This window comes from Nitrospirota bacterium, assembly GCA_016180645.1.
In the GTDB taxonomy this organism is placed as follows: domain Bacteria; phylum JACPQY01; class JACPQY01; order JACPQY01; family JACPQY01; genus JACPAV01.
The window spans coordinates 18165-42518 of the sequence record JACPAV010000023.1; the positions used below are offsets into that span (position 1 = coordinate 18165).

The following is a 24354-nucleotide window of genomic DNA, read 5'->3' on the forward strand; positions in this document are numbered from 1 at the left end:
GCAAACGTCAAGACACGGGGTCATGGTTTGCAGAAAGTCGCTCCATGACGCTAGACTGCGACATCGATGGGTAAACCCCGAGAATCCTTGACCGTCGGATTGGTCCAGATGGACGCGCAAGACGACATGGTCGGAAATGTGCGCCAATGCGAGAGCTTCATCCTTGAAGGCCGGCGGCGAGGTGCGCAGATCGTCGCCTTCCCCGAGCACTGCCTCTACCTCGGCAAGGACAAGTCGGTCGGTCTGAATCTCCAAGGCACCGAACTTCGGTCGCTGCAACGGGCGGCCGCTCGCGCAAGGGTCCATGTTCTCATCGGCAGTTTTCGAGAGAAAATCCGGGGCGAGAAGCGGGTCTACAACACTTCCGTCCTGATCAACTCAAGGGGCGGCATAGCCGCGATCTACCGAAAGATCCATCTGTTCGAAAGCCATTTCCGGACCGGGCCGAGTGTCACCGAGTCCGACTCGGTAAAACCGGGCAAGGCCATGGTTACCGCCCGGATCGGGGGAGTGGGAATCGGCCTCTCCATTTGCTACGACCTGCGTTTCCCGGAACTCTACCGCAAACTCACTCTGAAAGGCTCCGAAATTCTGTGCGTTCCGGCGAATTTCAACGTCTTCACAGGGAAGGATCATTGGTTTCCACTCCTGCAAGCGCGCGCGATCGAGAATCAGGCTTTCGTGGTCGCCCCGGCGCAGATCGGTGCCAAACCGGATGGCTGGATCGCCTTCGGCCACGCCTGCGTCATCGATCCCTGGGGTCGAGTCCTTTTCGATGCCGGCAAGAAGTCCGGCGTCTTCCCCGTGAAACTCGACCTCGCCTACCTCGCCACCCTCCGCCGCGAGCTCCCCGCCCTCCGCAACATCCGGTTGATTTGAGCGGGGATGAGAGAGAAGGGACGGGTCCGTTCCGGCTCGTTGGAAAAACAAGCCATGCTTGGTATCATGCAGCAGGTATGACCAACGCTGCCCAGACGGCCCTGAAAATGCTGGAGTCCCTGCCGGAGGAGATACAGGATCGCGTGGTTCAGTCGCTCGCTGGGATCATCGAAGAGGCCCGCGACGAAGGTCGATGGGACGAAGCATTCGTGGAGAGATCGGACGGGCTTGCCGCCGCCGCTCGGCGGGCACATGAGGAAATTGCCGCTGGGAAATCGCGTCCCATGGAATATGACAAATTGTGACATCCCAGACTCTCCCCAGCTTCTGGGATTCGTATTCCACTCTCTCCGATAACACCAGGAAAGCCGCGCGCAAGGCATACCGCCTCTGGCGCGATAACCCCTTCCACCCATCGCTTCACTTCAAGTGCGTCCATCCGGTCGAGCGGGTGTGGTCCGTTCGAATCACCCTCGGATTCCGCGCCTTGGGCGTCTTCGACAAAGAAACAATCACGTGGTTCTGGATCGGGAGCCACGAGGAGTACCTGCGTCGATTCTGAACATCGCTCGATACTTGGAGCACCGCCTCCATCGGGCCGTCCCCGCCGCAAGCTCCCGGTCCCGCAATAGCCGATTGGTCTCCTGAACCACTCATCCGTCACCGATCTCCGGCGTCTTTTGAATCCAACGGAGGCATCGGGTATCCTGTTTCCGATGGATCTTCATGAACTTCTGCAAAGAAATCGCCGGGAAATCCTCGGCATTGCCGCCCGGCACGGCGCGCACAACGTACGGGTCTTCGGCTCCGTTGCGCGGGGGGACGCCGATGAGGCAAGTGACTTCGATTTCCTGGTGGATCTTGAACCGGGCAGGAGTCTCCTCGACCTGGGAGGCCTTCTGATGGACCTGCGGGAGCTGCTGGATCACGAAGTGGATGTCGTCACCGAGAAAGGCCTGCGGGAACGCATACGCACACGCGTGCTTCGCGATGCCAGGCCCCTATGAGAGATGAGCATGAGCGCCTTCGTGATATTCGAGAGGCCATTGAACGGATACAGAAGTACGCCGACAAAGGTCGGGCATCCTTCGAAGGCGACGAGCTGATTCAGAACTGGGTCGTACACCACCTACAGATCATCGGCGAGGCCTGCCGGGCGTTCTCCCCGAAGTTCAGAGATGAACATCCCGAAATACCCTGGTCGAAAATCATCGGAATGCGGAACATCCTGGTCCATGACTACTTCGGGGTGGACGTGGATCGCGTGTGGGCCGTTGTCGAGCGCGACTTGCCGGAACTCATGCTCTTGCTCGAAGCGATCTTGAAAGAATAGAACCCTCACCGCCCCGGAATCCGCGCGAATGTAGCCCCCGATCAAGGCCGGGCAAGCGCCTTCAGAAGTGCCATGAAGGCGGCCCTTTGAGACGGCCGCCGAACTCGGCGAAAGAGCCTGATCCACCGCCATTCGGCTTCCGTCAGCAAGGTTTCAGCCCGCCCGCGTACCTTTCTTGCTGCCGGTTGCAAGTCCGCTGAAACACCTGCCCCCAGAAAGTAACCCGGCCCCACGTCCATGATCGTCGCCAATTGAGTCAGTCGCTCGACGGAAAAACTACTGACTCCCTTCTCATACTTCTGCACCTGCTGATAGCTGATCCCAAGCCTCTCCGCCACAGCCTCCTGTGACAATCCCAGCGCCCGCCGCCTGTTCCGCATTCTCTCACCAAGGTGCTTTCGCAACCGCAAGTTGTGTTCCCGCACGGCCATATCGGTGTAAGCCTACCCCGGCGGTTCATCCGCACCACCACTTAATGGTTGCGTTATTATGCTTGACAAATGCAACCTGTAGTTGTATTCGAGCCGCGTAACGCGATGGACACGATCGATCGGCCGGCGGGACAACGGCCTCGCCCATTCGCGCCAAAGTCACGAAGGAGGACACCCATGAAAACCGTTCGCTCCGTTTGTTGGGCCGTGTTGTTCGTGGTCGCGGGCTGTTCGGCAGAGGATGAAGAGACGGGGAAAGCCGGCGACACATCATCAAGCAGCACTTCAACTTCGTCCTCGACGACAACGTCGACTTCCAGCGCGGCCTCATCGCCGAAATACACCGTTACCGATCTGAAATGGGAAGAGGACCCCACACTTCACTACGTCAATGTATCGGGCGCGGTGACTCGTGATTCAGAGGCGGGAACGGGCACAAAAGCGACCGTCAACTACTATTCGGATGATTATGTGACGGTCATCGATTCGGTCAAACAGACGCTTGGGGCGGGCATCACGGCAAAGGGGGGCCGAGAAAGGATCAAGGTTTCAAGCTTGAAGGTCTACGTGTTTCCAGCCACCGGCGGGTTCTTCAAGGTTTGTGTGGATTTCTCTTCGGAGAATTCCAACTACGCCACCCCGACCAAGGTGGGATGTTTCAATCCCAAGTACACAGTGAGCAATCTCGCCTTGACCAAGGATTCCCTCAACTACGCCGTCGTCACGGGGACGGTCGTTCGCGACTCGGACCACGGCTCTGCAACCCAGGCCACAGTCCGATATTACTCCGACGATTACACCACTCTGATTGACTCGGCCGATGAGGAGATCGGCGAGGACGTCAAGACCCAGGGCGGGCAGCAGGTCATGAAGATATCCAGCTTGAAGGTCTATCTCCTCCCTAGCAGCGGCGGCTTTGCGAAAGTGTGCGCGGACTTTTCGGCCAAGAATTCGAACTACACCTCACCGACGCAACTCGGCTGCCTGACCGGATCCAAATAGGCCACGGGCGTCCCGTGGATCCGATCTGAGCCGTCAGGCCAGTGGCAGGATGGCGGCGCGGAGGTCAGCCGCCGGATCAAACGGCGGGCGGTAGCAGTGGAGGTACTTGCCGGCGGCGTATTTGAAGAACTTCCCGCGCGTACCCCGGCGCAGAAGAATTTCCATACCCTTGGGAAAAACGTTCACCACCTGCTGAATCCAAAGAACCTGGCGTAGCCGGCGCGTCTGGGCCTCGACCAGCCCCACGTAGTCTCGCTTCACCTCGTCGAGTGAACGCCGGCCCTCGATCCACTCCTGGATCATCCAGCCGAGAAACGTGGCGAAGTACATGGAGGGTCGAATCCCCTCGCCCGTCAGCGGGAAACAGTGCCCCGCCGAGTCGCCCATGTAGAAAACGGCCCCCTGAACCACGGGACTCGCGGGCACTGCCGGCACGGCCCCGCCGTGCAACTTGCCCATCTTCAATCCCTTCTTCTCCAGCCATGCGCCGAGAATCTCCTTGAGATTGTGCTCGCCGTAGTACTTGATCACACCGAATCGCGTGGTCTCGCCGCACGGGAAAGCCCACGCATATCCGTAGCCGTTCCGGATGAAGGCATCGTCAAAGTGGAACTGAAAATCCGGCGTACGGTCCGGAATCTCCGTTTCAATTCCCACTCCCTTGAGCGCCGGCGGGGAATCGCGACCCACCGCATTCCAACCGGAGGCATTGAGAATCACATCGGCCTCGAATGATCCCTGCTCCGTTCGGATGGTGTTGCCGTCGATGCGGGTGACTTTCGTCTGCACGAAATCTACATGAGGCCGCCGCGTGCCTTCCTCACAGAATGTCTTGTAGTTGATCGTGCAAAACGGCTCCTCGATGTCGATCGGCACCTCATAGCCGTTCATCACACATCGGAAACGAGGACATGCGAATAGAATGGAGGAGCCAAGTCCGACGTAATCCACCCATGACTGAGGCAGACCACAGGCCGACGACTGGAAGGCCCCCGGCTGGGCGCGATCGAGGACCAGCACTTGTTCTTTGAGTTGCCGGATCGCGGCGACGCCGGCAAAGCTCGCTCCGATGACGGCCACACGATAGCGCATGGGGGGACATCGTAGAGGCTAACACGGAAAGAGACAAACCATGGAGAGCCTGCAGCGTCGTCCCCGTGAAAACGGGGACCCAGATTCTGGATTCCCGCATCCGCGGGAATGACGGGATAGGGCCAATGGAATTGGGTGTGTACCCCGGTGTAGACTATCGCCGATGTCCAAGCGATTCGACGATTCGAGCAGGTACAAATTCTGCCTGATGTGCGGATCTCCCTTCGAGCGAAAGATCCTCAAGGACGGCGACCCGGCCCGTCTCGTTTGCACGCGATGCGACTACACGTATTTCGTCGATCCCAAGATCGCCTCCGTGGCGGTTTTTCAATCGAACGGCGGCATTGTCATGGCGCGACGCGGGATCGAGCCTTCCTTGGGCAAGTGGGTCTGCCCCGGCGGCTTCGTCGAGCGCGGGGAGTCCCCGGCGCAAACCTGCGTTCGGGAGACCCAGGAGGAAGCGGGCGTCACGATCGAGGTCACCGATCTTGTAAACGTGTATTCCTATCCAGAGAGCATCGTGATCGTCGTCGTTTACGCCGCCAAAATCCTGAAGGGAATTCCCGCGGCAGGCGACGAAACATTGGAAGTGGGGATCTTCTCGCCAGACAAGATCCCATGGCCGGACCTCGCCTTCCCGAGCACGCGGGATTCGCTGAGGGATTATCTCCGTCATCCTTCCCGCTCCTGCTTCGACGGCGCTCAGCACGAGCAGGAGAAACCGCTCACCCTGAGCCTGTCGAAGGGTGAGCGCAACATGAAGTGCTAGAGGAATCTCAATCATGTTTGAAGCGCTGACCGACCGGTTCGACCGACTCTTCCGAAAATTCGCGGACCGGAAAACCCTCTCCGAAAAGGAAGTCCGGCAATTCCTCGATGAACTGCGCGGCGTCCTCCTCGCGGGCGACGTCCATCTCGACGTGGTCAAGAAGGTCGTCGAGGACCTGGGCAAGTCGGCCCTCGATCAGGCGAAAATCGCCGGCGTCACGGCCACGGAACAACTCCTTTCCCTCGTCGGCCGGCATCTGGTCGATCTTCTCGGAGGGCAGGCTCGAAAAATCTCTTTCTTACCGGAGGAACCGAAGGTCGTCATGCTGGTCGGACTCCAAGGCACCGGCAAGACCACCACCGCGGCCAAGCTCGCCCGGCTCTCACAGCGGCAGGGCTGCAAGCCGATCCTCGTGGCGCTGGACTGGAAACGGCCCGCCGCCATCGAGCAGTTGGAGGTCCTCGGACGACGTTTGGGCGTCCCCGTCTTCCGTCCGGCCGAGAAGCATCGACACCTAGAAGACGCCGTGCGCGATGCCCTCGCGCTTGCCCGCGAACAAGCACTCACCCCCGTCATTCTGGACACCGCGGGCCGCCTGCACGTGGACCAGGAGCTGATGGATGAACTGAAACGGATCCGGGAGATCGCCCAGCCCGCGGAAATTCTTTTCGTAGCGGACGGCGCCGTCGGACAGGACGCGGCCGTGCAGGCCCGCACCTTCCACGAATCCATCGGCATCACGGGTGTCATCCTCACCAAGCTGGACGGTGACGCGCGCGCAGGCGCGGCCCTTTCCATCTCCTCGGTGACCGGAAAGCCCATCGTGTGGACCGGCGTGGGCGAGGAACTCGACGCCCTCGAAGAGTTCCACCCGGAACGGATGGCTTCGCGCATCCTCGGCTACGGCGACCTCCAGACGCTGTTCGAAAAAGTTCAGGAGCGCGTGAGCGCCGAGAAGGAGGCGCGATTCAAGGACATGATGGCTTCCGGCCGATTTACGCTGGACGATTTCCGGGAGCAGATCCAGCAGGTCACGTCTTTCGGGCCGCTCGAAAGTGTGCTAAAACTCATCCCTGGAGTCGGCAAGATGCTCCGAGGAGGAGCCGACATGTCCAAGGCCGAGAAGGACCTCAAGCGGACACTGGCCGTGATAGACTCCATGACCCGAAAGGAGCGCGCCCAGCCTGTTCTCTTGGACGGACGGCGCAGACGCCGCATCGCCAAGGGAAGCGGGACGAAGGTGGAGGACGTCAATCGGGTATTGAATCAGTACGGCATGTTCAAGAAGATGTTTCTCGACATGTCGAAACGCGGGCCCGCGGCCTTCGAGCAGGACGATATGATGAAAGCGCTCGGAAGCCGGATGGGCATGAGAATGTGAGGATGTGATGTCAGTTGCAATTCGGATGAGACGCATCGGCCGCAGAGGAATCCCGAAGTATCGGATCGTGGCGACGCCCACCCGCTCGAAGCGAGACGGCCGCTACCTGGAAAACCTCGGCACGTTCAACCCCAAAGACAAGAAGGGGGGACTCCTTCTGAGGATGGACGCGTACGAGAAGTGGATTCAGAAGGGCGCCGTGCCGTCCGTCCTGCTCAAGAAGCTCTATACTCAGCTGAAGAAACAGCAAGCCGCAACCGCAGCGTAAACTCGGACCTCCGGGGACCTCCAGGAGGGAGGAAGTGCCGCAAGAGGGCAAGAGCACGGAGCGGCCGAGCGGCGGGGCGGACCATTCGGATCGAGATGGAGGTGGATATGGCGGAATCCCCATTGAAGAGCCTGGTTGAAGCGATGACGAAACTCATCGTGGATTATCCTGATAAAGTCGAAATCAAGGAGATCGAAGGAGAGCAAACGTCCGTCATCGAACTTCGGGTGGCCAAGGAAGACCTTGGGAAGGTCATCGGGAAGGAAGGCCGGACCGCTCACGCGATGCGGACGATCCTGGGAGCGGCGTCGAGCCGGGTCAACAAAAGGTCCATCCTGCAAATCTTGGAATAGCCCGGCCCCTCACCCCGTCCCTCTCCCTTGCGGGGAGAGAGTGACCGGAGGTCGGGTGAGGGTTGGCTCCTCTCCCATGCGTTTCGACATCCTCACCCTCTTCCCCGGCATGTTCGAGTCCTATCTCCGGGAGAGCATCCTGAAGCGCGCGCAGGATGGGGGAAAGATCGAGATCGGCATTTGGAACATTCGCGACTATTCGACCGACAAGCACCACACAACAGACGATTCCCCCTTCGGCGGCGGGGCGGGAATGGTGCTGAAACCCGAACCGATCGCAGATGCGCTGGAAGCCGTGCGCCGGAACACGGGAGCCGGACGGACCATCCTGCTGAGCCCGCGCGGATGCCTTTTCACCCAGGAGATCGCCCGGAGGCTCGCCTCAAATTCGCACCTCATCCTCCTGTGCGGCCGGTATGAGGGAGTGGACGAAAGAGTTTCCACCTCACTGGTCGATGAGGAGATTTCCATCGGAGACTACGTACTGAGCGGCGGCGAATTGGCGGCTCTCGTGGTGCTCGAAAGCGTTGCGCGACTATTGCCCGGCGTCCTGGGTGCGGCCGACGGACCCTTGCACGATTCCTTCACGGAGGGGCTCCTGGAACATCCCCAATACACCCGGCCACGCGAGTTCGGAGGCCACAGCGTACCGGACGTTCTCCTGGACGGCGATCACAAGAAAATCGAGGCCTGGCGCCGTCAGCAAAGCCTGATCGCCACCGCCCGAACCCGGCCCGATCTTCTGCCCCACGCCCATCTGACCGATGAGGATGTTGCATTCTTGCGAGAACAAGGGTATGAAGTACTCCCTCGGAAGAAAGGATGACGGTGACCGACCATGAAAGCTATCCAACTCGCGGAACAGGCCCATTTGAAGGTCCGCGGAACGGCCTTCCGTGTGGGCGATGCCGTCAGCATTCATTTTCGAATCCGCGAAGGTGACAAGGAAAGGATTCAGCAGTTCCAGGGCGTCGTCACGCGCAAGCGCGGCTCTGGAATGGGGCAGACCTTCACCGTTCGCAAAGTCTCCTTCGGCGTAGGCGTCGAACGGACTTTCCCCTTTCACTCTCCCCTCATCGAGAAAATCGATCTCGTCAGCCGCGCGAAGGTTCGCCGCTCGCGCCTCTACTACCTCCGCAAACTCAAGGGGCGGAAGGCGCGGCTGAAGGAATCCGTTCTCCAGATGGCCGTGGCCGAAAAGCCGCCCGTGACCACCGAGGAGATCCAGGCCGAAGTCGCCGCCGCCGAGGCCGCGGTTCCCTCCTCCGAAGGAAAAGCCTAGCTCCTACTCCTTGGCGTTCTTCCGCCGCCTCCGGGTCCTATCAAAGAAGGATGTCGGCGACGAAGGCGAGACCCTGGCCGTCCGATTCCTCAAGCAGAATGGCTATCGCATCCTGGTTCGAAACTACCGATGCGCCCTCGGTGAGATCGACATCGTCGCCCTCCACGACAAAACGATTTCCTTCGTAGAAGTGAAATCGCGCCGATCCGCCCGGTTCGGGCCGGCGGCCGCGGCCGTGACGCCCCGGAAACAGGGGCAAATCATCAAGGCGGCGCAAGCCTACCTCGCGTCCGGAAAATGGGATGGATTCGATTTCAGGTTTGACGTGGTGGCCATCGATTGGCAGAATGACCGCCCGATGATCCAACACATCGCGGGGGCCTTCGAGACCCCATGACCGAAGAGAAAAAAGGAAATCTTTTCACCCTCCTCACCTCCTTCAAGAAGGAGGCCCCCAAGCTCCTGAACAAGGCGATGGAGAATCCGAAGGAGGCCCTGGCCGCCGTCGGGATCGGCCTCGCCGCGATCTTCATTCTGAGCAATTTCGATGTGAAGAAGAACCTTCAGATCATCGACTGGGACATCGTCCGCGTCAGCTTCTCAACGGTCATCCTGATTTCCTTCGCCGCGGGTGCGCTGGCGGCGTGGTATTTTCTTCGGAAGAAATCGTAGTAAGTTGTCAATGCTCAATTATCAATGGGTTGTTCAAGCACTGAACATTGATAACTGACCACTGAGCATTTCCTACTGAAACGCCTGCGCCCCCTCCGGCACGTATCGTTCCGGGTGTTCGACTCGATCTTTCAGGGCCTGAACGAAACGCACGGCCATGGCGGTAAGCACGCCCATCTCCACTTCGGGGTGAGTCCTCAGCAAAAGCCTCACGCCAAATCCCAGCGTGCGCAGGTCTGCATGGAAGCGATAGAAGGCGGCGGTGTGCTTCTGCGTCCCGGCGCCCGACACCGAGTCCGAAAGCGGCACAAGATTCCAACCGCCCCGCGATCCGGCGAAATCTCCACGAAGATACGTCCAGTCGAGGCTCCATTTGTCCCGATCCAGGATAACTTCATCGGTGGTATCGACACCAACGGAGAGAACTGAAAACTTGATCTTCATCCGGAAGTTGACGATGGACTTGTTGCCGTCTTTCTTGAGCACCCGGACTTCTTCGGTGTGGGGGGCGAACTTTTCGTAGTCGTCCAGATTGTTGAGCACCTCCCAGATCGCTTCGGGAGGCGCGTGGATGATCGTGCCGGCCAGGGTCCAGGTGATATTCCCGAATTCGTCCTGCTCAAGACTAAGGAGCGGGCCTTTTCGGAGTAGAGTGTCGATTGTGGCATGGTCCACAGGTTCGAGCGTGAAGGCCCGGCCCGCCGCAGGCATGGCCAGGAACAGAAGCAGAATGAAGCCCACCCATCCCATGGGCCTCAAGTGTAGCACAGCTATTCTTCCTCCGCTCCCTTGGCGGGTTTCTGCCAGAATTGCACCAGGATGCCGAACGCGGATTTGGGGTGAATGAAGGCGGTCTTCCAGCCGCCCATCTCCCACCGGTCCACCACCCGGATGCCGTCCTTTTCCAATCGCGACACAACCGCATCGAGGTCGTCCACGTACAGCGTGATGTGATGAAATCCCGTGCCCCTTTTCTCGATGTATTTCTTCACGAAGCTTTCGTGCCCCCCGTCCTCGAGAAGCTCAATTTTGAAATCACCGATCTTCAGATTGGCGAAGTTGAACCGCCCGTCGTACCCCGGCGTGCGGCTCGTGCCCACTTTGGCCTCCAGGTACTTCGTGAAGAACTCGACGGCCTTCTCGATGTCCTCGACGGCAAATGCAATGTGATCGACTTTCATCTCATGAGCCCCCATTCAGGAAGGCGAACGAGGCAACTCGGCGGCGCCGGGAAGGAGGTCGGCAAAGACGAAGCCATCGCGTTCGACCACTTCACCGGATCGAATGGAAACCGGCTCCCTGAACATTGGGCCGGCGTAGGCGAAGGAGTGGAATTCCCCTTTCTCGCCGCAGGGATCGACGCCGGCGGGGAAATCTGAAAGGAGCGCGGAGTCGAATTCGCGCCCGGCGAAGGCGGCCGAAAGGACTTTCGGATCAATGCACGTCAGCCGCGCGCGAAGCCCGCCGGAAATCATGTCCCGCGCGAGCCGATCGGTGGGAATCTGCCAGAGTGGGAAAACCGGCTGAAGCCCGGTCCCGGCCAGTTGCTCCTCGCGATAGCGGCGCACGTCCTCCAGGAAGAGGTCCCCGAAGGCCACGCCCTCGATTCCCTCGCGCACGGCCCTTTCGCATGCCGTTCTCATCCTGCTTTCGTATTCCTCGTTGGGGCACGGCCAGGGGAGCGGAACGGGCCAGAGGGGTAGGCCCGCGGAGGCGGCCTGCGCTTCCAAAAGCTCGCGACGAACCGCGTGCATCGCGACTCGGTCGAACGCCTCGTTGACCGTCGTCAGCAGGCCGGCGATTTGGAATTCACCCGACTGCCGCAAAACGTGGAGGGTCCACGCGCTGTCTTTTCCGCTGCTCCAGGAGAGAAGAATCTTTCTTGCCATCGACGGTTTTGACGATTCAGCTCGCAGCGTGTACAAGGGTCCGATCCATGGCGAACGAAATCGGGTATTGGGCCAGCGTCATTTTGCCGTTCTTCAATCTACCGCTCATCTGGCACCTGGTCCGGCGCAAAAGCTCGCAGGACATCAGCCTGACGTGGGCCGGGGGCGTGTGGGCGTGCATCGTCCTCATGACGCCGAGAGCGATTTCCTCACCGGATGCGGCCTTCCGGGTTTTCGGTTGGCTCAACATCGTCCTTTTCTCGGTGGTGGCTGGCCTGGTGTTCTGGCTTCGAGTCCGGAACCCCGCGAAGCCGCCTTCTAGCTGAGAAGCGGAATCAGCCGGTCGAGAGCCTCGCGAACGCGTTCGGCCTCGCCCTTCTTCAGCCGGCCGAGCGCGGCAAACGATTCCATTCCGTCCTTCTTCCGAACGATCCGCGTGAATCCGATCTTTTTCTCGCCACCGTTGTAGCTGTAGACGCCCGCCCGGATCCGCGCGCCGTCCACATCGATCATTTCTTCGTTGATCGCCTTATCTTTTTCAGGTTCGTATGCCATGAAAACCTCCTGCGCCTTCCGCGCCTTTGTGTCTCCCACACTTGAAGCCTGCTTGGGGCTTCCAACGATATTGCAGGGTAGCCGCAGGCTTCAGCCTGCGACAAAGAACGCGGCCTAAAGGCCGCGGCTACCAAGTTCCAATCACCAAAGGGTCTTTGCGGCGCAATCCTAGCCCCAACACGCGACTTTTCGCAAGGAAGGTCAGGCGGCGAAGGTCTCGACTCGGTCGCGGCCGTTCCGTTTGGCCAGATACAGCGCCTGATCCGCCTGCTGAATCAGTTCGGCCTTGTCCCGCGGCCGGCCCGAGGCGATGGAACTGACCCCGGCGCTCGCGCGCACTTCCACCGGGAGCCCTTCCCGTAGGAATCGAGTCCCCTTGATCCCTTCGCGGAGCCGTTCCGCCATTTTCACCGCGCCTTCGAGATCGGTTTCCGGGAGGACAAGGATGAATTCCTCTCCCCCGTAACGGCCGGAGATGTCCGCCTGACGGCAAAGCTGTCGGATGTTCCAACCGACCGAGACCAGCACTTTGTCGCCAAAGAGGTGGCCGTACTTGTCGTTGATGAGCTTGAAATGATCCAGATCCACCATGACTACCGAAAGATCGCGATTGTATCGCGCGGCGGTGTTGAACAAGGCGTCCATCTCAAGCTGAAACGTCGCGTGGTTCAGGAGTCCGGTGAGTGAGTCCCTACGGGATAATTCCTGGGCGCGCTCGTGCATGAGGATGTTGTTGACGACGAGCGCGAGCTGGTCGCTCATCCGCGAGACGTTTAGTTGGTCCATGGGATCGAAAGATCCGTCCTGGAGGTCATTGAGATTCAGCACCCCGATGGCGGACCCTTGTTCCAGGAGCAGCGGGTAGGAAGCGGCGAATGATTGGGTGTACTTCACCTCTTCGGAGCCGGTGGGGAAATCGAGTTTCGAGTAGTCCGACACGATGACCGGGAGGCCGGATTTGACGGCCTGTGACATCATCCCCGGCCGTTCAACGTCCACATACTGATCGAGCGGAGGCGACGGGTGGTTGTCCGCCCAGTGTTCAAGAATCTCGCCTTGCGTGGTCAAGACATAGAGCGAGAAGAGATTCACTCCGAGGAGCGCCGGGAGATCGGCCTTGAGCGTTTCGGATAGCTTGGAACGGTCGAGGACCGTCACATGCCGGCTGAATTCCGCAAATTGCCGGGCCCGTTCGAGGTTGGCCTTCAGTTGTTCGGTCAGATCCCTTGCCCGAAGGTGGGCCCGGACCCGGGCGATGAGCTCTTTCGGCTCAACGGGCTTGGTGAGGAAATCATCTGCGCCGGCGTCCAACCCCTGCACTTTGGTCGGCAGATCCTCGCTGCCGGAGAGGATGAGAATCGGGATATCGCCGTGAGCCGGGTCCACCCGCATCCGGGAGAGAACGTCGAATCCGGTGAGGCCCGGCATCCGGAGGTCAAGTAGAACCATGTGCGGCGGGTCCTTCTTAAACTTGGCCATCGCCTCGGCGCCGTCGGAGGCCGAGTCGACGGTGTATCCTTTCGATCTCAGCACCTCCCCAAGCACGTCAAGGTTGGTAGCGTTGTCATCCACCACCAGGATCTTGGCGCTCATGCCGCCGCCTTTGCGTTCAGCGCGCGCCGCACGGCGGCCAGTACTTCTTTCGGTTCACAGGGCTTGGTCAGGAAATCGGCGCAGCCGGCGCGCAGGGCTTTCTCGCGATCCGCCACGTAGGCGTGCGCGGTGATCCCGATGACCGGGGTCGATCGCATTTCGGGATTCAGGTGAATTCGGCGGGCGGCCTCCCATCCGTCGATGACCGGGAGGGAATAATCCATCAGGATTACGTCCGGGCGATGGGCGAGCGCCGTCTCGACTCCTCGCGCGCCGTCCTCCGCCACCACAACTTCGAATCCACTCGCCTCGAGCAAGGTCGTCCAGATGTCGCGCGTGTCGGGATTGTCTTCCACCACGAGCACCTTGGCCATCATGCGGAAACCCCTCCGAATTCCCTTGGAAACGCCATGGAAAATGTGGACCCCGTTCCCACCCGGCTGTGCACGGTGAGCTGGCCCCCGACAAGTCCCATCAGCTTCCGGCTGATGGCGAGGCCGAGACCCGTTCCCCCGTACGCGCGCGTCGCCGTCGAGTCGACCTGTCGGAACTCCTCGAAAACGAGATGTTGGTCATCCTCCCGGATGCCGATCCCCGTGTCCGACACATGGATTTGAACCCACTCCTCCCGGAGTCCGTCCGGGGTGAAGAGCCGGGTGGTGATTCGAACCTCTCCCTGGGCCGTGAATTTGATCGCGTTGGAGAGGAGATTGTAGAGCACCTGCTGGAGTTTCCCCCGATCGGACCGGACGTGCAAATCGCCCGGGACTTCGTCGGTCTTGAGGGACAAACTCTTGGCCTCGGCCAGCGGCATGAAGGTGGTGAGGGCGCTCGCGTAGAGATCCTTCAGGGGGACGGTTTCAATCTTAACCGGCATTTTTCCCGCCTCTACGCGAGAGAGATCCAAAACGTCACTGATGAGCCTGAGAAGGTTCTGGCTGCTGTGAGTGATTTTCTGCAAGGCCTCCTTCTGCTTGTCGGACACGGAGCCGTACACTTCGTCGCGGAGGAGCGCGGTGTAGCCCACGATGGAGTTGAGCGGGGTGCGGATCTCGTGGGACATGTTGGCCAGAAACTCTGATTTTAGACGGTTGGCCCGCCGCAGGTCTGCCACCATCTGTTCGGCCTGTACCTCGCGAACCTTGGCCTGCGCTTCAAACTTGCGGCGTTGGCCCTCGACCTCCGTGGCCATCGAGGCAAGGGACTGCGCGGCGGCCTTCCACCCCCCCCGGCTCATGCGCGGTACGTGGGAAGGCACGGCGCCATGCGAGATTCCAGCCGCGAAGCCGGTCAGCCTCCGAAGCGGGATTCGGACACCGGCGTTGATTTCGAACAAACCCCAAGCGCACAGGATCAGCGCCAACACGCCGGCACCGGCTAGCTGGAGCCGGAATCGCCTCCGGGATTCCTGCTCCGACCATCGGATCGCGCCCTGCTCTGAATCGATCAGCCGCCGGAGCCGGCGCACTGCATCGGCATGAAGCGCTGGATCGCCCGAAGCCGCTGGAGACCGGAGCGCCTCGATACCCTCCGCCCACTGTGCGCGGAGTGCCTTCGAGAGCAGCCCCGATGTTCCAAGGGACCGAAGCCGTTCCAATGCCTGCCTGGCCGGCTCGGAGTCGACCTCACGAATGGACGCAAACTCCGCCAATTCCACGGCGGCCGCAATCAGAGCTTCGGCCGTCGCCTCGGCAGGATCGCGGTCTCGGACCAGAGATAGCCACGCCACACCCGTGAGCGCCAGGCACAACATGGCGGCGAGAACCACCACGGCCGCCAGTCGGGTCATCCGCCTTTCCTCACTGCACGGACGAGCGGATTCCGAGCTTCTTCATCTTATAGATCAGCGTGGTGCGATCGATTCCCAGCGTTTCCGCCGTTCGCGACTGATTGTGCGCATTTGCCGAGAGGGCCTCGACAATGATTTGTCGTTCCGCATTCTCCAGAGTGCTCTTCAATCTGGCATTCGACGAGCCGGTTCCGCCGGCGTGAAGTCCCAGTTCAAGCGGGAGATGTCGCTCCTCCACGGTCTCACCCTCGTGCATGGACACGATCCGTTCGACAACGTGTTCCAACTCGCGCACGTTCCCCGGCCAGGAGTAAGCCGAGAGACTTCTCGCGGCTTCCGGACTGAGCGACGAAAACTTCTTGCCGTATCGGGAGGCGAAACGCGCCAGAAAGGCTTTCGCCAGCACGGGAATATCCTCCTGCCTCTCGCGGAGAGGCGGTACGTGGATGGGCACGGTGTGGAGCCGATAGTAGAGATCTGTTCGAAATTGCCCGCCATCCATCGCCTTCTGGAGATCCATGTTCGTGGCGGAAATGACGCGAACGTCCACCGGAATCATCCTCTCGCCGCCGATCCGTTCGATCTCCCGCTCTTGCAGAACCCGGAGGAGACGGACCTGCACCTGCGGCGACATGGTGCCGATCTCGTCGAAGAACAGTGTCCCGTTGTCCGCCAGCTCGAATTTTCCAAGCCGGCGATTCATCGCTCCTGTAAAGGCGCCTTTCTCGTGGCCGAAGAGGTCGCTTTCAAGGAGGTTGTCCGGCACAGCGGCGAGATGAACGGCCACGAATGGACGTTCCGCCCGCCGACTGAGTCGATGCACGGCTCGGGCGACAAGTTCCTTTCCCACGCCTGTTTCGCCTGTAATGAGAACGGCCGTATCGGTCGGGGCCACTTCTTTCACGGCGCGCATCACCGACTGCATCGCGGAAGATTCGAACAGGATCTGGTGCGGGTGTTGCTCCTCCGCCGCTTTGCGATACGCCATCGATTCGCGATTCATTCGCCGCTTCTCCAAGGCTTTCCGTCCGGTCAGTCGGAGCCGTGTGAGTTGCTCGTCATCGATGGGTTTCTGCACGTAATCGAACGCGCCGCGCTTGCCCGCGTCGAAGGCGTTCTCCGGCTCGTACCCCGCGGTGATCACGATGACCTCGATCGTCGAATCGATGTCCTTGATTTTGGGGAGAAGTCCGAGGCCCGCGTTGCTCTGATCCCCAAGGCAAAGATCGAGGAGCACGAGATCGATGGATTTCTGCACGAGGAGTTCCAGCGCGCCGGCCGCGCTCGATGCCGTTGACACCTCGTATTCATCTTTCAGCTTATGGGCGAGGTAGTCGGTGACCGCGGGATCATCGTCCACTACCAACACCTGCGGTCGTCGAGCCATCACGATTGAAGCGCCGGGGCCCTGTTCGCACTCCCCTGCGCCTATTCCTCCTGACCCAATCCTACAGTCCTTGTTGGAAAATTCAACAAACTTCTGAAGATTGTGGGGAGCGCCAACGAGGAAACGATCTTTGCCATTGACACGCTGCATAACCCTTCATAACTTCTTTGTTATTCACTCAGTGATTCAGATCACATCTTGGCAATCTCCTTGCGTTTGCAATTTTCAATGCTTCCCGAAGTGACTTTGGACTCTCTGACTCGCGCAACTTTCATTAGCGCCATTCTCGCCGCCATCCTGCTGTTGAATCTGAGTTCGTGCACCCGAAAGGGCGGTCGCTTGCTCCGAACCCCGCGGACGACATCTTCTCCAAATGAAGGGAAGGCCTCCGAATCTCCCGCTGATGCCACCATCACCGGCGAAATATCGCCTGCATCCGCAAGGATTCTCGGCCGAGTCGTTTCCGAATCCGGCGAACCGGTTCCCGGCGCAAAGGTGAAGGTCATGCGGTTTGGTGATTCCAGCCTTTCGCGCGAGACGATGGCGGACGGCAATGGAGTTTTCTCCTTCGACTGGGATCAACTCGAAACCGTGGCGGTGTCTTCCACGGCTGAAGGATTCGCCACTCAAAGCACGATTGTCGATCTTGTCGAGCAGAGCACGAGCTTGTCTCTCACGCTTCCCGCGATCCACTTTGTGAAGGACTACGAAATCAAGGCCGACACCCCGGAACTCAAGATCGACCTTCCCGACAACTCAGTCTCCATCGAGATTCCCGACCCGGCCCGAGCACTGGGAACGACCGGTCCGATTCGAGTGGAAGTCTCCTCACCTTCTTCAGGCGGCGCCGATGTGCCCATGCCCGGCGGATTCATGGCGATTCTGTCCCGCACCCCTTCCCCCTCCCCCTCGACGGGGGAGGGTCAGGGTGGGGGTGAAAACGTGCGAAAGCAGGCTGTTCGCCGTTCGGGGCCCGGACCAGAGGAGATTGTTCAGCTCGCCTCGGTCGCCTATGCGGACATTACCCTCCGTGATTCCGCCGGAAACGAGATTCATGAGCTGAACTCACCCGCCAAGGTAAGAATGAAAATCACGCCTGGCACGCTGAATCCCGCCACCAACGCGCCGTTCAAGATCGGCGATACGGTCCCCATGTGGTACATCGATCCCGACGCTGGCACATGGGTCCCGGAAATCGATGAGAAGGGTGAGCAGACCGTCGGGACCGTCCTGGGAGCCGATACCGGTCTACAGGCAGAGTTCATGGCGAAACATTTTACGTGGTGGAATTTGGACCAGCCCATTTCCACACGGCATTGTTTGCGCGGAAGGGTAATCGACCCATGCAATCTGCCCGTTACCAATGTGAGCGTCTGTGCCAACGGAGTGAGTTTCCAGGGGGCAAGTTGTCGCGGTGCGACCAAGTTCGTCTACAAGCGAGAAGATGGGCTGGGACAGGAAGGATTATTTTGCTTGGACATCCTGAAGGGTAGCACAGTCGATCTCCAAGTCGGTCGGGGCGGGATCTACAAGGGAAGATTCGATCTCGATGAAGTCCTTTGGCAGAAACAGCTCTCCGTATCGGGTACGGAGGCCACATGCGGCCAATCACCACTCGCATGCACGGACCTCGGGGACGTGGTGGTGCTCCGCTCTCTACGCCGAGTAGTAGGCCGAATTGTCAACAAGGGGGGGGAGATGGTGGGCCACGCCCTGGTTAGTGTGAATGGGAGGGTTTTTGAGGCGGCGGGCGACGGTCATTTCGAACTCAGAAGTGAGCCAACCGAGAACCTCACGATTTCTTTCACCCACCCCAAGGGCGCAAAGTTCGGCCAGACTACGCGCGGGGCGAACATTCCCGGAGTGACCCCCGAGCCGGGCAAGTGCGAACAGCTCCCCCCGATCGATCTTGGAGACATTCCCATGAACACGGAAACAGGATGTCTGCGAGGGAAAGTCGTGGACGAAACGGGGAACGTGGTCCAAAATGCCAATCTCGCCTTGGGCGGAAGTTTCGTCCAAAGCGACCGAGGCGGGAACTACTGCCTGGAGTCGCTCACCGGCGCGCAGGAACTCAACCTTCGTCTGTATGATCGTGGCCGCGGCCGCCTCCACACGAAAAAAGCCCCCTACCAAATCGTGGGAGGCGGCTATTGCGGCGGAGGGGACGAACGGTGCGTCCATGCGGATATCGTCGTGGAACTCGGAGATGCCTGCATCTCCGGCACGGTCAAGGACCAAGCAGGCAAGCCCCTCGACAGCGCGGTTGTTCAGATCGGCAACCAAATGGTCACCACCGATAAAACCGGTCATTATTGCATCCAGGCCCAAGCCCGCGCGAAGCAGAGCATTCGATTCAGAGCCTTCTCCGGGATCGGCGGCGCCGCATCCGAATCTGAGGAAACCGTCGAAGTCGAAACCAGCGGTCCCGGCCTGTGCAGCGCGAACGCAAAGAAGAATTGCACTTCGCATGACGCAACCATTCGCATCAACCAGCCACCGGCCATCGATTCGATCAAGGCGAGGGACAAGCGCGTGGACCCATCCGAAGAAACCGAAATCACGCTCCGAGCGACCGATCCCGAAGACGCAGAGATGGGCTTCGTCTGGTCCTCCACCGGCGGTGAGGTCCAAGCCCCAAACTCCAAGATTTCCGGCCAGCACCCCCCATCCCCACCTTCCCCCTCAAGGGGGGAAGGGACGATAGGGAACCCGCTTCACACAGCTTCCCCCTCCCCCTCGACGGGGGAGGGTCAGGGTGGGAGTGAACGCCCACCTCAGGCTGGTCCCACCCGCCAAATCACCTGGAAAGCCCCCGCGGAACCCGGCGTATACACCGTCAGCGTCATCGCCAAGGACGATCGCGGCGCAACAGCCATCGCAAGCGTGGAGATCCCCGTCGGACAGGATCAAGACGGCGACGGCTTCATCGAGAAGATCGACTGCGACGACCGGAACTCCAGTGTCCACCCCGGCGCTCCGGAGATCTGCGATCAGACCGACAACGACTGCAACGGGAAGGTCGATGACGTTCCCGCCACAATGGTCTTCTGGAAGGACCAGGACGGCGACGGGTACACGGACGGCACTTTCTTGAAGGGCTGCCCGGTGGGTCCCGGCTGGACTCAGACCGCGAAGAGAGGCGATTGCCGGGATGATCTCAGCGTCGTGACACCCGGCGCCGTCGAAATCTGCGATGGGCTGGACAATAACTGCGACGGTCAAATCGACGAGAACACCGGCGGCGGTTCCTGCAACACAACGATGGCCGGCACGTGCTCCTCCGGTTCACTTGTCTGCGCCAAAGGCACACTCGCCTGCGCCCAACGCCTATCGCCCACCGCCGAATCCTGCGACGGCCTGGACAATGACTGCGACGGTTTGATCGACGAAAACCTCGGCGGACAAGCCTGCAACGCAAACAAGCCGGGGCTCTGCTCCACGGGAGATATGGCTTGCAAGAACGGCGTCATGGCCTGCATCCCGCGCCTCGCGCCCACCGCCGAATCTTGCGACGGCCTCGACAACGATTGCGACGGGACGGTGGATGAGAATTGCGAGTGTATCGACGGAAAAAGCCAGCCTTGCTACACCGGGCCGGCCGGATCGAACAGCGTGGGAGTGTGCAGGGCGGGGACTCAGACCTGTGCAAGCGGCATATGGGGTGTTTGCGCAGGCCAGAAGCTCCCCGCCCCGGAGATTTGCGACGGGGTGGACAACGATTGCAATGGACAGGCGGACGAACAGACGGGCGGCGGCTCATGCTCAACGGGACAGCCGGGCGTGTGCGCCCAAGGCGCCATGAAATGCGCCTCGGGTTCCCTCGTCTGCGCTCCCCTCGCGCTGCCCTCCGCCGAGAGGTGCGACGGCCTCGACAACGATTGCGACGGCCTTGCCGATGAGAACTTCCCCACTAAAGGGGAATCTTGCTCCACGGGCACCGGCGCCTGTGAAGTGGAGGGCGTCGTAGGTTGCAGCACGGATGGAACGTCCGTCACCTGTCTGGCCGACCCCCGATCCCCGACCCCTGAACTGTGCGATGGCTTCGACAATGACTGCGACGGCCTCGCGGACGAGGATTTCTTGAATAGGGGACAAAATTGCCTCGCTGGAACCGGCGCATGTCAGGCGGCGGGGGTGATTTCTTGCTCCGCGGATGGCACAGGCACGCTTTGTTCCGCGGTCCCGCTGTCCCCCAGTCCCGAACTTTGCGACACGGTGGACAACGATTGCGACGGCGTGATCGACAACGGCTGTTCTTGCGTGGACGGGACTTCCCGCCCCTGCTACTCAGGTCTGGCCGGAACAGCGGGCACTGGCCTTTGCTCGATGGGATCCCAATCATGCCCCGGCGGTCAATGGGGCATCTGCGCAGGGGAAACGACTCCGGCGATGGAAGTGTGCGATGGTCTCGACAACAACTGCAACGGCCAAGTGGATGAGAACACAGGCGGGGCCGCCTGCTCCACAGGCAAGCCCGGCCTGTGTGCCGAAGGGACTCTCAATTGCGTGAATGGCGCTCTCATCTGCGCCCAACGCCTATCGCCCTCCGCCGAAATCTGCGAAGGCCTCGATAACGATTGCGACGGGTCGGTGGACGAAACGTTCTCTACCAAGGGCCAGATTTGCATGGTGGGCATCGGCCAGTGTCAGGCGTCGGGATCTGTGGTCTGTACCATCGACGGTTCGGGCACGGTCTGTTCCGCTGCCCCCCGCCCCCCGGCACCTGAACTCTGTGACTCACTGGACAACGATTGCGATGGCAGCACCGACGAAGACTTCTTCAGCAAGGGTCATGCGTGCTCGGAGGGAGTTGGGATGTGCCAGGCCACGGGAACCTTCCAATGTAGCTCCGATGGCTCGGTCCTGATCTGTTCGGCTGACCCCTGGCCTCCGACCCCTGAATCCTGCGACGCCTTCGACAACGACTGCGATGGCCTCACGGATGAAGGGTGCAACTGTCTCGACGGCGCCACGCAACCCTGCTACATGGGTCCGGCGAATACCGAAGGCGTGGGACTTTGCACTTCGGGCACCCAGACGTGCTCGAGTGGCAATTGGGGAATGTGCTCCGGCCAGAAAACTCCGGGTGCCGAACTATGCGACGGCCAGGACAACGATTGTGACACCGCGATTGATGAGGAGACGGGCGGCGGAAGTTGCAGCACCGGACAATCCGGCGTCTGCTCCGCAGGGACCTTCGCCTGCTCCAACGGCGCTCTCACCTGCGCCCAACGCCTATCGCCCTCCGCCGAGTCCTGCGACGGCCTCGACAATGACTGCGACGCTTCCACGGACGAGACGTTCACAAATCTGGGCCAATCCTGCTCCGCCGGCGCTGGCGAATGCAAGACAACGGGCGCGTTCATCTGCCTCGCGGACGGTTCAGGTTCGACCTGCTCCGTGTTCGCGGGCGCACCGTTACCTGAACTCTGTGATGGCCTCGACAACGATTGCGACGGCCAGACGGACGAGGACAACGTCTGCATTCCCGCCGCCCCTTCCAACCTCACCGCGACGGCCATATCTTCCAGCTCCATCCGCCTCAACTGGACCGACAACTCCACCAACGAAACCGGCTTCATCATCGAGCGAAAGATCGGCTCCACCGACTCATACACTCAATTGGCTTCAACTGCCGCCAACACCACCCCCTACACCGATTCCGGCCTGACCGAGGGCACCGACTACTGGTACCGCGTCGCCGCTTACTCTGCCAAGGGAATCTCCCCCTATTCGGCAGAAGCTTCCGCCCTGCGCAGCCAGCCAAAGATTACGGCCATTGCGGCGGGGGGCGCCCACACATGCGGATTGGCCGTTAACGGAGAAATCAAGTGTTGGGGATCCAATGGCTACGGAGCGCTTGGAGATGGGACAACAACTAGTAGACCCATCCCCATCACCGTTCCCTTTTCCCTTGGCGCTGCGGCAATTTCTACCGGATTGAATCACACCTGCGAAGCCTCCTGGGATGGGTCGGTTCGATGTTGGGGCGACAACTTCTTTGGGCAACTCGGTGATGGGACAACTAAGAACAGACTAACACCCCAGGTTGTTAGCTCGATTACGGATGCTGTCGCGATATCGAGCGGACCTTCCCACACTTGCGCACTTGCTGCAGATGGAACGGCCAGTTGCTGGGGGGCGACTGGATCGGGGGAAAAGAACCTAGTGCCCATCAAAGTCTCTGGCCTGCACGGCGTCGTAGCGCTCTCGGCGGGAAATTCCCACACCTGCGCACTTCTACTCGAAGGAACGGTATGGTGCTGGGGGGCAAATTGGTACGGACAACTCGGAGACGGAACCACGACGGGAAGCAAGACCCCTGTACATGTCTCCTCTCTGACAAACGTCGTGGCCATAGCCACGGGCTTCTATCACACATGTGCGCTCGAGGCAGAGGGAGCCATGAAGTGTTGGGGGCTTAACTGGGAAGGTCAGCTTGGGAATGGATCGTTCATCAATCTTTCCACACCACTGCAAGTCTTCCAAGGCGCTGAAGTGAAGGGAATATCCTGCGGCTCTTACCACACCTGCGCACTCGTATCGGACGGTACGGTGAATTGTTGGGGAGACAATTTCTACGGGCAGGTAGGAGATGGATCCACTTCCAACCGGGGCGTACCTGTGCCCGTCTTGGGGCTCACGGGTGCGACTTCCGTAACTGCCGGCTACTCCCACGCCTGTGGACTCGTGGCGGAAGGAGTAGCCAGATGCTGGGGGAACAATGGCAGTGGACAGCTAGGCGATGGGACCACAACCAATCGCCTCACCCCCGTCCAGGTGCTGAATCTTCCGTAACCGTCCACGCACTTATCCTGGTGCGCCTCACCTTCGTGGCTCGGCCTGATCGGACAAGTGCCGCACCTTCCTGGCTGGCACTCGCCAAACATTCCCTCCTCATCCTGAGTCGGGTTGATCGGTCGAGTGCCGCACCCTCCTGGCTGGTCCTCGGCCTGCCCTGAGCGTCCACGCGCCTGGTCATCCCTGACGCTTGACGATACTAACGTTACGCGTTAGTATCCTCCCTTGGCGATCCGATCGTTCAAATGCGCGGAGACGCGCGCGCTGTTCAACGGTGAACGGGTGAAACGATTCGCAAACATCGAGAGCGTGGCCATGCGCAAACTGGCCATGTTGAACCGGGCCGCAACCCTCGCCGATCTGCGGGTGCCACCCGGAAATCGATTGGAGCCGTTGAAGGGCGACCGGGCCGGTCAATACAGCATACGCGTCAATGAACGCTTCCGCGTCTGCTTCGCCTGGACTTCGGCCGGCCCGAAGGACGTCGAGATCGTGGATTACCATTGAAGGAGGAGAGCATGCGCAAAATTCCGTACCCACGACCCGGTGAAATCCTGATGGAAGAATTCCTCAGGCCGATGGGCATTTCTCAGTACCGTCTCGCCAAGGAAATCGGCGTGCCGCAACGGCGTATCGGCGAGATCGTGGCCGGAACCCGTTCGGTCAGCGCCGACACCGGTCTCCGTCTCTCACGCTTCTTCGGCATGTCCGACGGCTTTTGGATCGGCTTGCAGGTGGATTACGACGCGGCAAGGGCCAAGGATTTCCTCGCCAAAACCCTGGCAGGAATCCAACCGTGGAAACGGGGATCAATTCCCTCAGGGCGGCCAGTCCGGAGTCTTGAATCCACCTGATCATGACCCAGCAACGCCCAA

General features: G+C 60.3%; 28 protein-coding genes. 18 read left to right on the plus strand and 10 right to left on the minus strand.

All coding sequences use genetic code 11. The features are described from left to right. Positions 1-66: 66 nt before the first annotated feature. The 5 genes from HYT87_14050 to HYT87_14070 all read left to right on the plus strand — a co-directional run bounded on the left by HYT87_14050 (position 67) and on the right by HYT87_14070 (position 2212). Positions 67-879, plus strand: coding sequence for a carbon-nitrogen hydrolase family protein (locus tag HYT87_14050; protein ID MBI2060885.1), 813 nt, complete (start codon positions 67-69; stop codon positions 877-879). A 77-nt stretch (positions 880-956) separates the two neighbouring features. Continuing rightward, positions 957-1184: a hypothetical protein gene (locus HYT87_14055; protein MBI2060886.1), complete on the plus strand. Its 228-nt coding sequence runs from the start codon at positions 957-959 to the stop codon at positions 1182-1184. Beyond that, positions 1181-1441 carry a hypothetical protein gene (locus HYT87_14060; protein MBI2060887.1) on the plus strand — a complete coding sequence of 87 codons (261 nt, stop codon included), beginning with the start codon at positions 1181-1183 and terminating at the stop codon, positions 1439-1441. Before HYT87_14055 ends, HYT87_14060 begins: the two co-directional genes overlap by 4 nt. Positions 1442-1595: 154 nt before the next feature. Next, complete coding sequence (locus HYT87_14065) at positions 1596-1886, plus strand: nucleotidyltransferase domain-containing protein (GenBank protein MBI2060888.1); 291 nt, start codon at positions 1596-1598, stop codon at positions 1884-1886. After that, positions 1883-2212, plus strand: coding sequence for a DUF86 domain-containing protein (locus tag HYT87_14070; protein ID MBI2060889.1), 330 nt, complete (start codon positions 1883-1885; stop codon positions 2210-2212). The genes HYT87_14065 and HYT87_14070 overlap by 4 nt, the downstream gene beginning before the upstream one ends. A gap of 41 nt (positions 2213-2253) precedes the next feature. Here HYT87_14070 and HYT87_14075 read toward each other — a convergent pair whose 3' ends face one another. Next, entirely contained in the window at positions 2254-2592 is a 339-nt protein-coding gene (locus HYT87_14075) for a helix-turn-helix transcriptional regulator (protein ID MBI2060890.1), read from the minus strand. A gap of 228 nt (positions 2593-2820) precedes the next feature. Between HYT87_14075 and HYT87_14080 the strand changes: the two genes are divergently transcribed. After that, on the plus strand, positions 2821-3645 hold the full coding sequence (locus tag HYT87_14080; protein MBI2060891.1) for a hypothetical protein: 825 nt from the start codon (positions 2821-2823) through the stop codon (positions 3643-3645). A 33-nt stretch (positions 3646-3678) separates the two neighbouring features. Here the strand turns inward: HYT87_14080 and HYT87_14085 are convergent, their stop codons facing one another. Continuing rightward, the gene (locus HYT87_14085; protein MBI2060892.1) at positions 3679-4737 is read right to left on the minus strand and encodes a hypothetical protein; all 1059 of its coding nucleotides are present in this window, start codon (positions 4735-4737) and stop codon (positions 3679-3681) included. A 163-nt stretch (positions 4738-4900) separates the two neighbouring features. Here HYT87_14085 and HYT87_14090 point away from each other — a divergent pair, with 163 nt between their 5' ends. The 8 genes from HYT87_14090 (at position 4901) to HYT87_14125 (ending at position 9462) form a co-directional block, all read left to right on the plus strand. Next, positions 4901-5506: an NUDIX hydrolase gene (locus tag HYT87_14090; protein MBI2060893.1), complete on the plus strand. Its 606-nt coding sequence runs from the start codon at positions 4901-4903 to the stop codon at positions 5504-5506. Positions 5507-5519: 13 nt separating this feature from the next. Then, a complete protein-coding gene (gene ffh, locus HYT87_14095; GenBank protein ID MBI2060894.1) occupies positions 5520-6887 on the plus strand; it encodes a signal recognition particle protein in 1368 nt (455 codons plus the stop codon). Between the two features lie 7 nt (positions 6888-6894). Continuing rightward, positions 6895-7155 (plus strand): 30S ribosomal protein S16, encoded by a 261-nt coding sequence (gene rpsP / locus HYT87_14100; protein ID MBI2060895.1) that lies wholly within the window; start codon positions 6895-6897, stop codon positions 7153-7155. 107 nt (positions 7156-7262) lie between these two features. Next, on the plus strand, positions 7263-7508 hold the full coding sequence (locus HYT87_14105) for a KH domain-containing protein (protein ID MBI2060896.1): 246 nt from the start codon (positions 7263-7265) through the stop codon (positions 7506-7508). A 76-nt stretch (positions 7509-7584) separates the two neighbouring features. Next, positions 7585-8334 (plus strand): tRNA (guanosine(37)-N1)-methyltransferase TrmD, encoded by a 750-nt coding sequence (gene trmD / locus HYT87_14110; GenBank protein MBI2060897.1) that lies wholly within the window; start codon positions 7585-7587, stop codon positions 8332-8334. Positions 8335-8346: 12 nt separating this feature from the next. Further along, positions 8347-8790, plus strand: a complete 444-nt coding sequence (gene rplS, locus HYT87_14115) for a 50S ribosomal protein L19 (protein ID MBI2060898.1) — start codon at positions 8347-8349, stop codon at positions 8788-8790. 10 nt (positions 8791-8800) lie between these two features. Next, positions 8801-9187, plus strand: coding sequence for a YraN family protein (locus tag HYT87_14120; protein MBI2060899.1), 387 nt, complete (start codon positions 8801-8803; stop codon positions 9185-9187). Next, positions 9184-9462, plus strand: coding sequence for a hypothetical protein (locus HYT87_14125; protein MBI2060900.1), 279 nt, complete (start codon positions 9184-9186; stop codon positions 9460-9462). The genes HYT87_14120 and HYT87_14125 overlap by 4 nt, the downstream gene beginning before the upstream one ends. 72 nt (positions 9463-9534) lie before the next feature. Here HYT87_14125 and HYT87_14130 read toward each other — a convergent pair whose 3' ends face one another. Genes HYT87_14130 through HYT87_14140 form a run of 3 tightly spaced genes read right to left on the minus strand, consistent with a single transcriptional unit; the run spans position 9535 to position 11351 of the window. After that, positions 9535-10212: a hypothetical protein gene (locus tag HYT87_14130; protein ID MBI2060901.1), complete on the minus strand. Its 678-nt coding sequence runs from the start codon at positions 10210-10212 to the stop codon at positions 9535-9537. Between the two features lie 20 nt (positions 10213-10232). Beyond that, positions 10233-10643: a VOC family protein gene (locus HYT87_14135; protein MBI2060902.1), complete on the minus strand. Its 411-nt coding sequence runs from the start codon at positions 10641-10643 to the stop codon at positions 10233-10235. A gap of 15 nt (positions 10644-10658) precedes the next feature. Beyond that, positions 10659-11351 carry an adenine nucleotide alpha hydrolase gene (locus tag HYT87_14140; protein MBI2060903.1) on the minus strand — a complete coding sequence of 231 codons (693 nt, stop codon included), beginning with the start codon at positions 11349-11351 and terminating at the stop codon, positions 10659-10661. A 47-nt stretch (positions 11352-11398) separates the two neighbouring features. Here HYT87_14140 and HYT87_14145 point away from each other — a divergent pair, with 47 nt between their 5' ends. Beyond that, positions 11399-11677 (plus strand): hypothetical protein, encoded by a 279-nt coding sequence (locus tag HYT87_14145; protein ID MBI2060904.1) that lies wholly within the window; start codon positions 11399-11401, stop codon positions 11675-11677. On the opposite strand, the gene HYT87_14150 is transcribed toward HYT87_14145, so the two are convergent. The 5 genes from HYT87_14150 to HYT87_14170 all read right to left on the minus strand — a co-directional run bounded on the left by HYT87_14150 (position 11670) and on the right by HYT87_14170 (position 16675). Further along, the gene (locus HYT87_14150) at positions 11670-11906 is read right to left on the minus strand and encodes a hypothetical protein (GenBank protein ID MBI2060905.1); all 237 of its coding nucleotides are present in this window, start codon (positions 11904-11906) and stop codon (positions 11670-11672) included. The two genes, HYT87_14145 and HYT87_14150, sit on opposite strands and share 8 nt — an antisense overlap. 201 nt (positions 11907-12107) lie before the next feature. Further along, positions 12108-13499 carry a diguanylate cyclase gene (locus tag HYT87_14155; protein ID MBI2060906.1) on the minus strand — a complete coding sequence of 464 codons (1392 nt, stop codon included), beginning with the start codon at positions 13497-13499 and terminating at the stop codon, positions 12108-12110. Continuing rightward, on the minus strand, positions 13496-13873 hold the full coding sequence (locus tag HYT87_14160) for a response regulator (GenBank protein ID MBI2060907.1): 378 nt from the start codon (positions 13871-13873) through the stop codon (positions 13496-13498). The genes HYT87_14155 and HYT87_14160 overlap by 4 nt, the downstream gene beginning before the upstream one ends. Next, positions 13873-15288, minus strand: coding sequence for a hypothetical protein (locus HYT87_14165; protein MBI2060908.1), 1416 nt, complete (start codon positions 15286-15288; stop codon positions 13873-13875). The genes HYT87_14160 and HYT87_14165 overlap by 1 nt, the downstream gene beginning before the upstream one ends. Before the next feature lie 10 nt (positions 15289-15298). Beyond that, entirely contained in the window at positions 15299-16675 is a 1377-nt protein-coding gene (locus tag HYT87_14170) for a sigma-54-dependent Fis family transcriptional regulator (protein ID MBI2060909.1), read from the minus strand. Positions 16676-17014: 339 nt separating this feature from the next. On the opposite strand from HYT87_14170, the gene HYT87_14175 reads away from it, so the two are divergent. The 3 genes from HYT87_14175 (at position 17015) to HYT87_14185 (ending at position 24333) form a co-directional block, all read left to right on the plus strand. After that, complete coding sequence (locus HYT87_14175) at positions 17015-23476, plus strand: carboxypeptidase regulatory-like domain-containing protein (protein ID MBI2060910.1); 6462 nt, start codon at positions 17015-17017, stop codon at positions 23474-23476. 228 nt (positions 23477-23704) lie between these two features. Continuing rightward, positions 23705-23986, plus strand: coding sequence for a type II toxin-antitoxin system RelE/ParE family toxin (locus HYT87_14180; protein MBI2060911.1), 282 nt, complete (start codon positions 23705-23707; stop codon positions 23984-23986). An 11-nt stretch (positions 23987-23997) separates the two neighbouring features. Then, positions 23998-24333, plus strand: a complete 336-nt coding sequence (locus HYT87_14185; protein MBI2060912.1) for a HigA family addiction module antidote protein — start codon at positions 23998-24000, stop codon at positions 24331-24333. Positions 24334-24354: the final 21 nt, after the last annotated feature.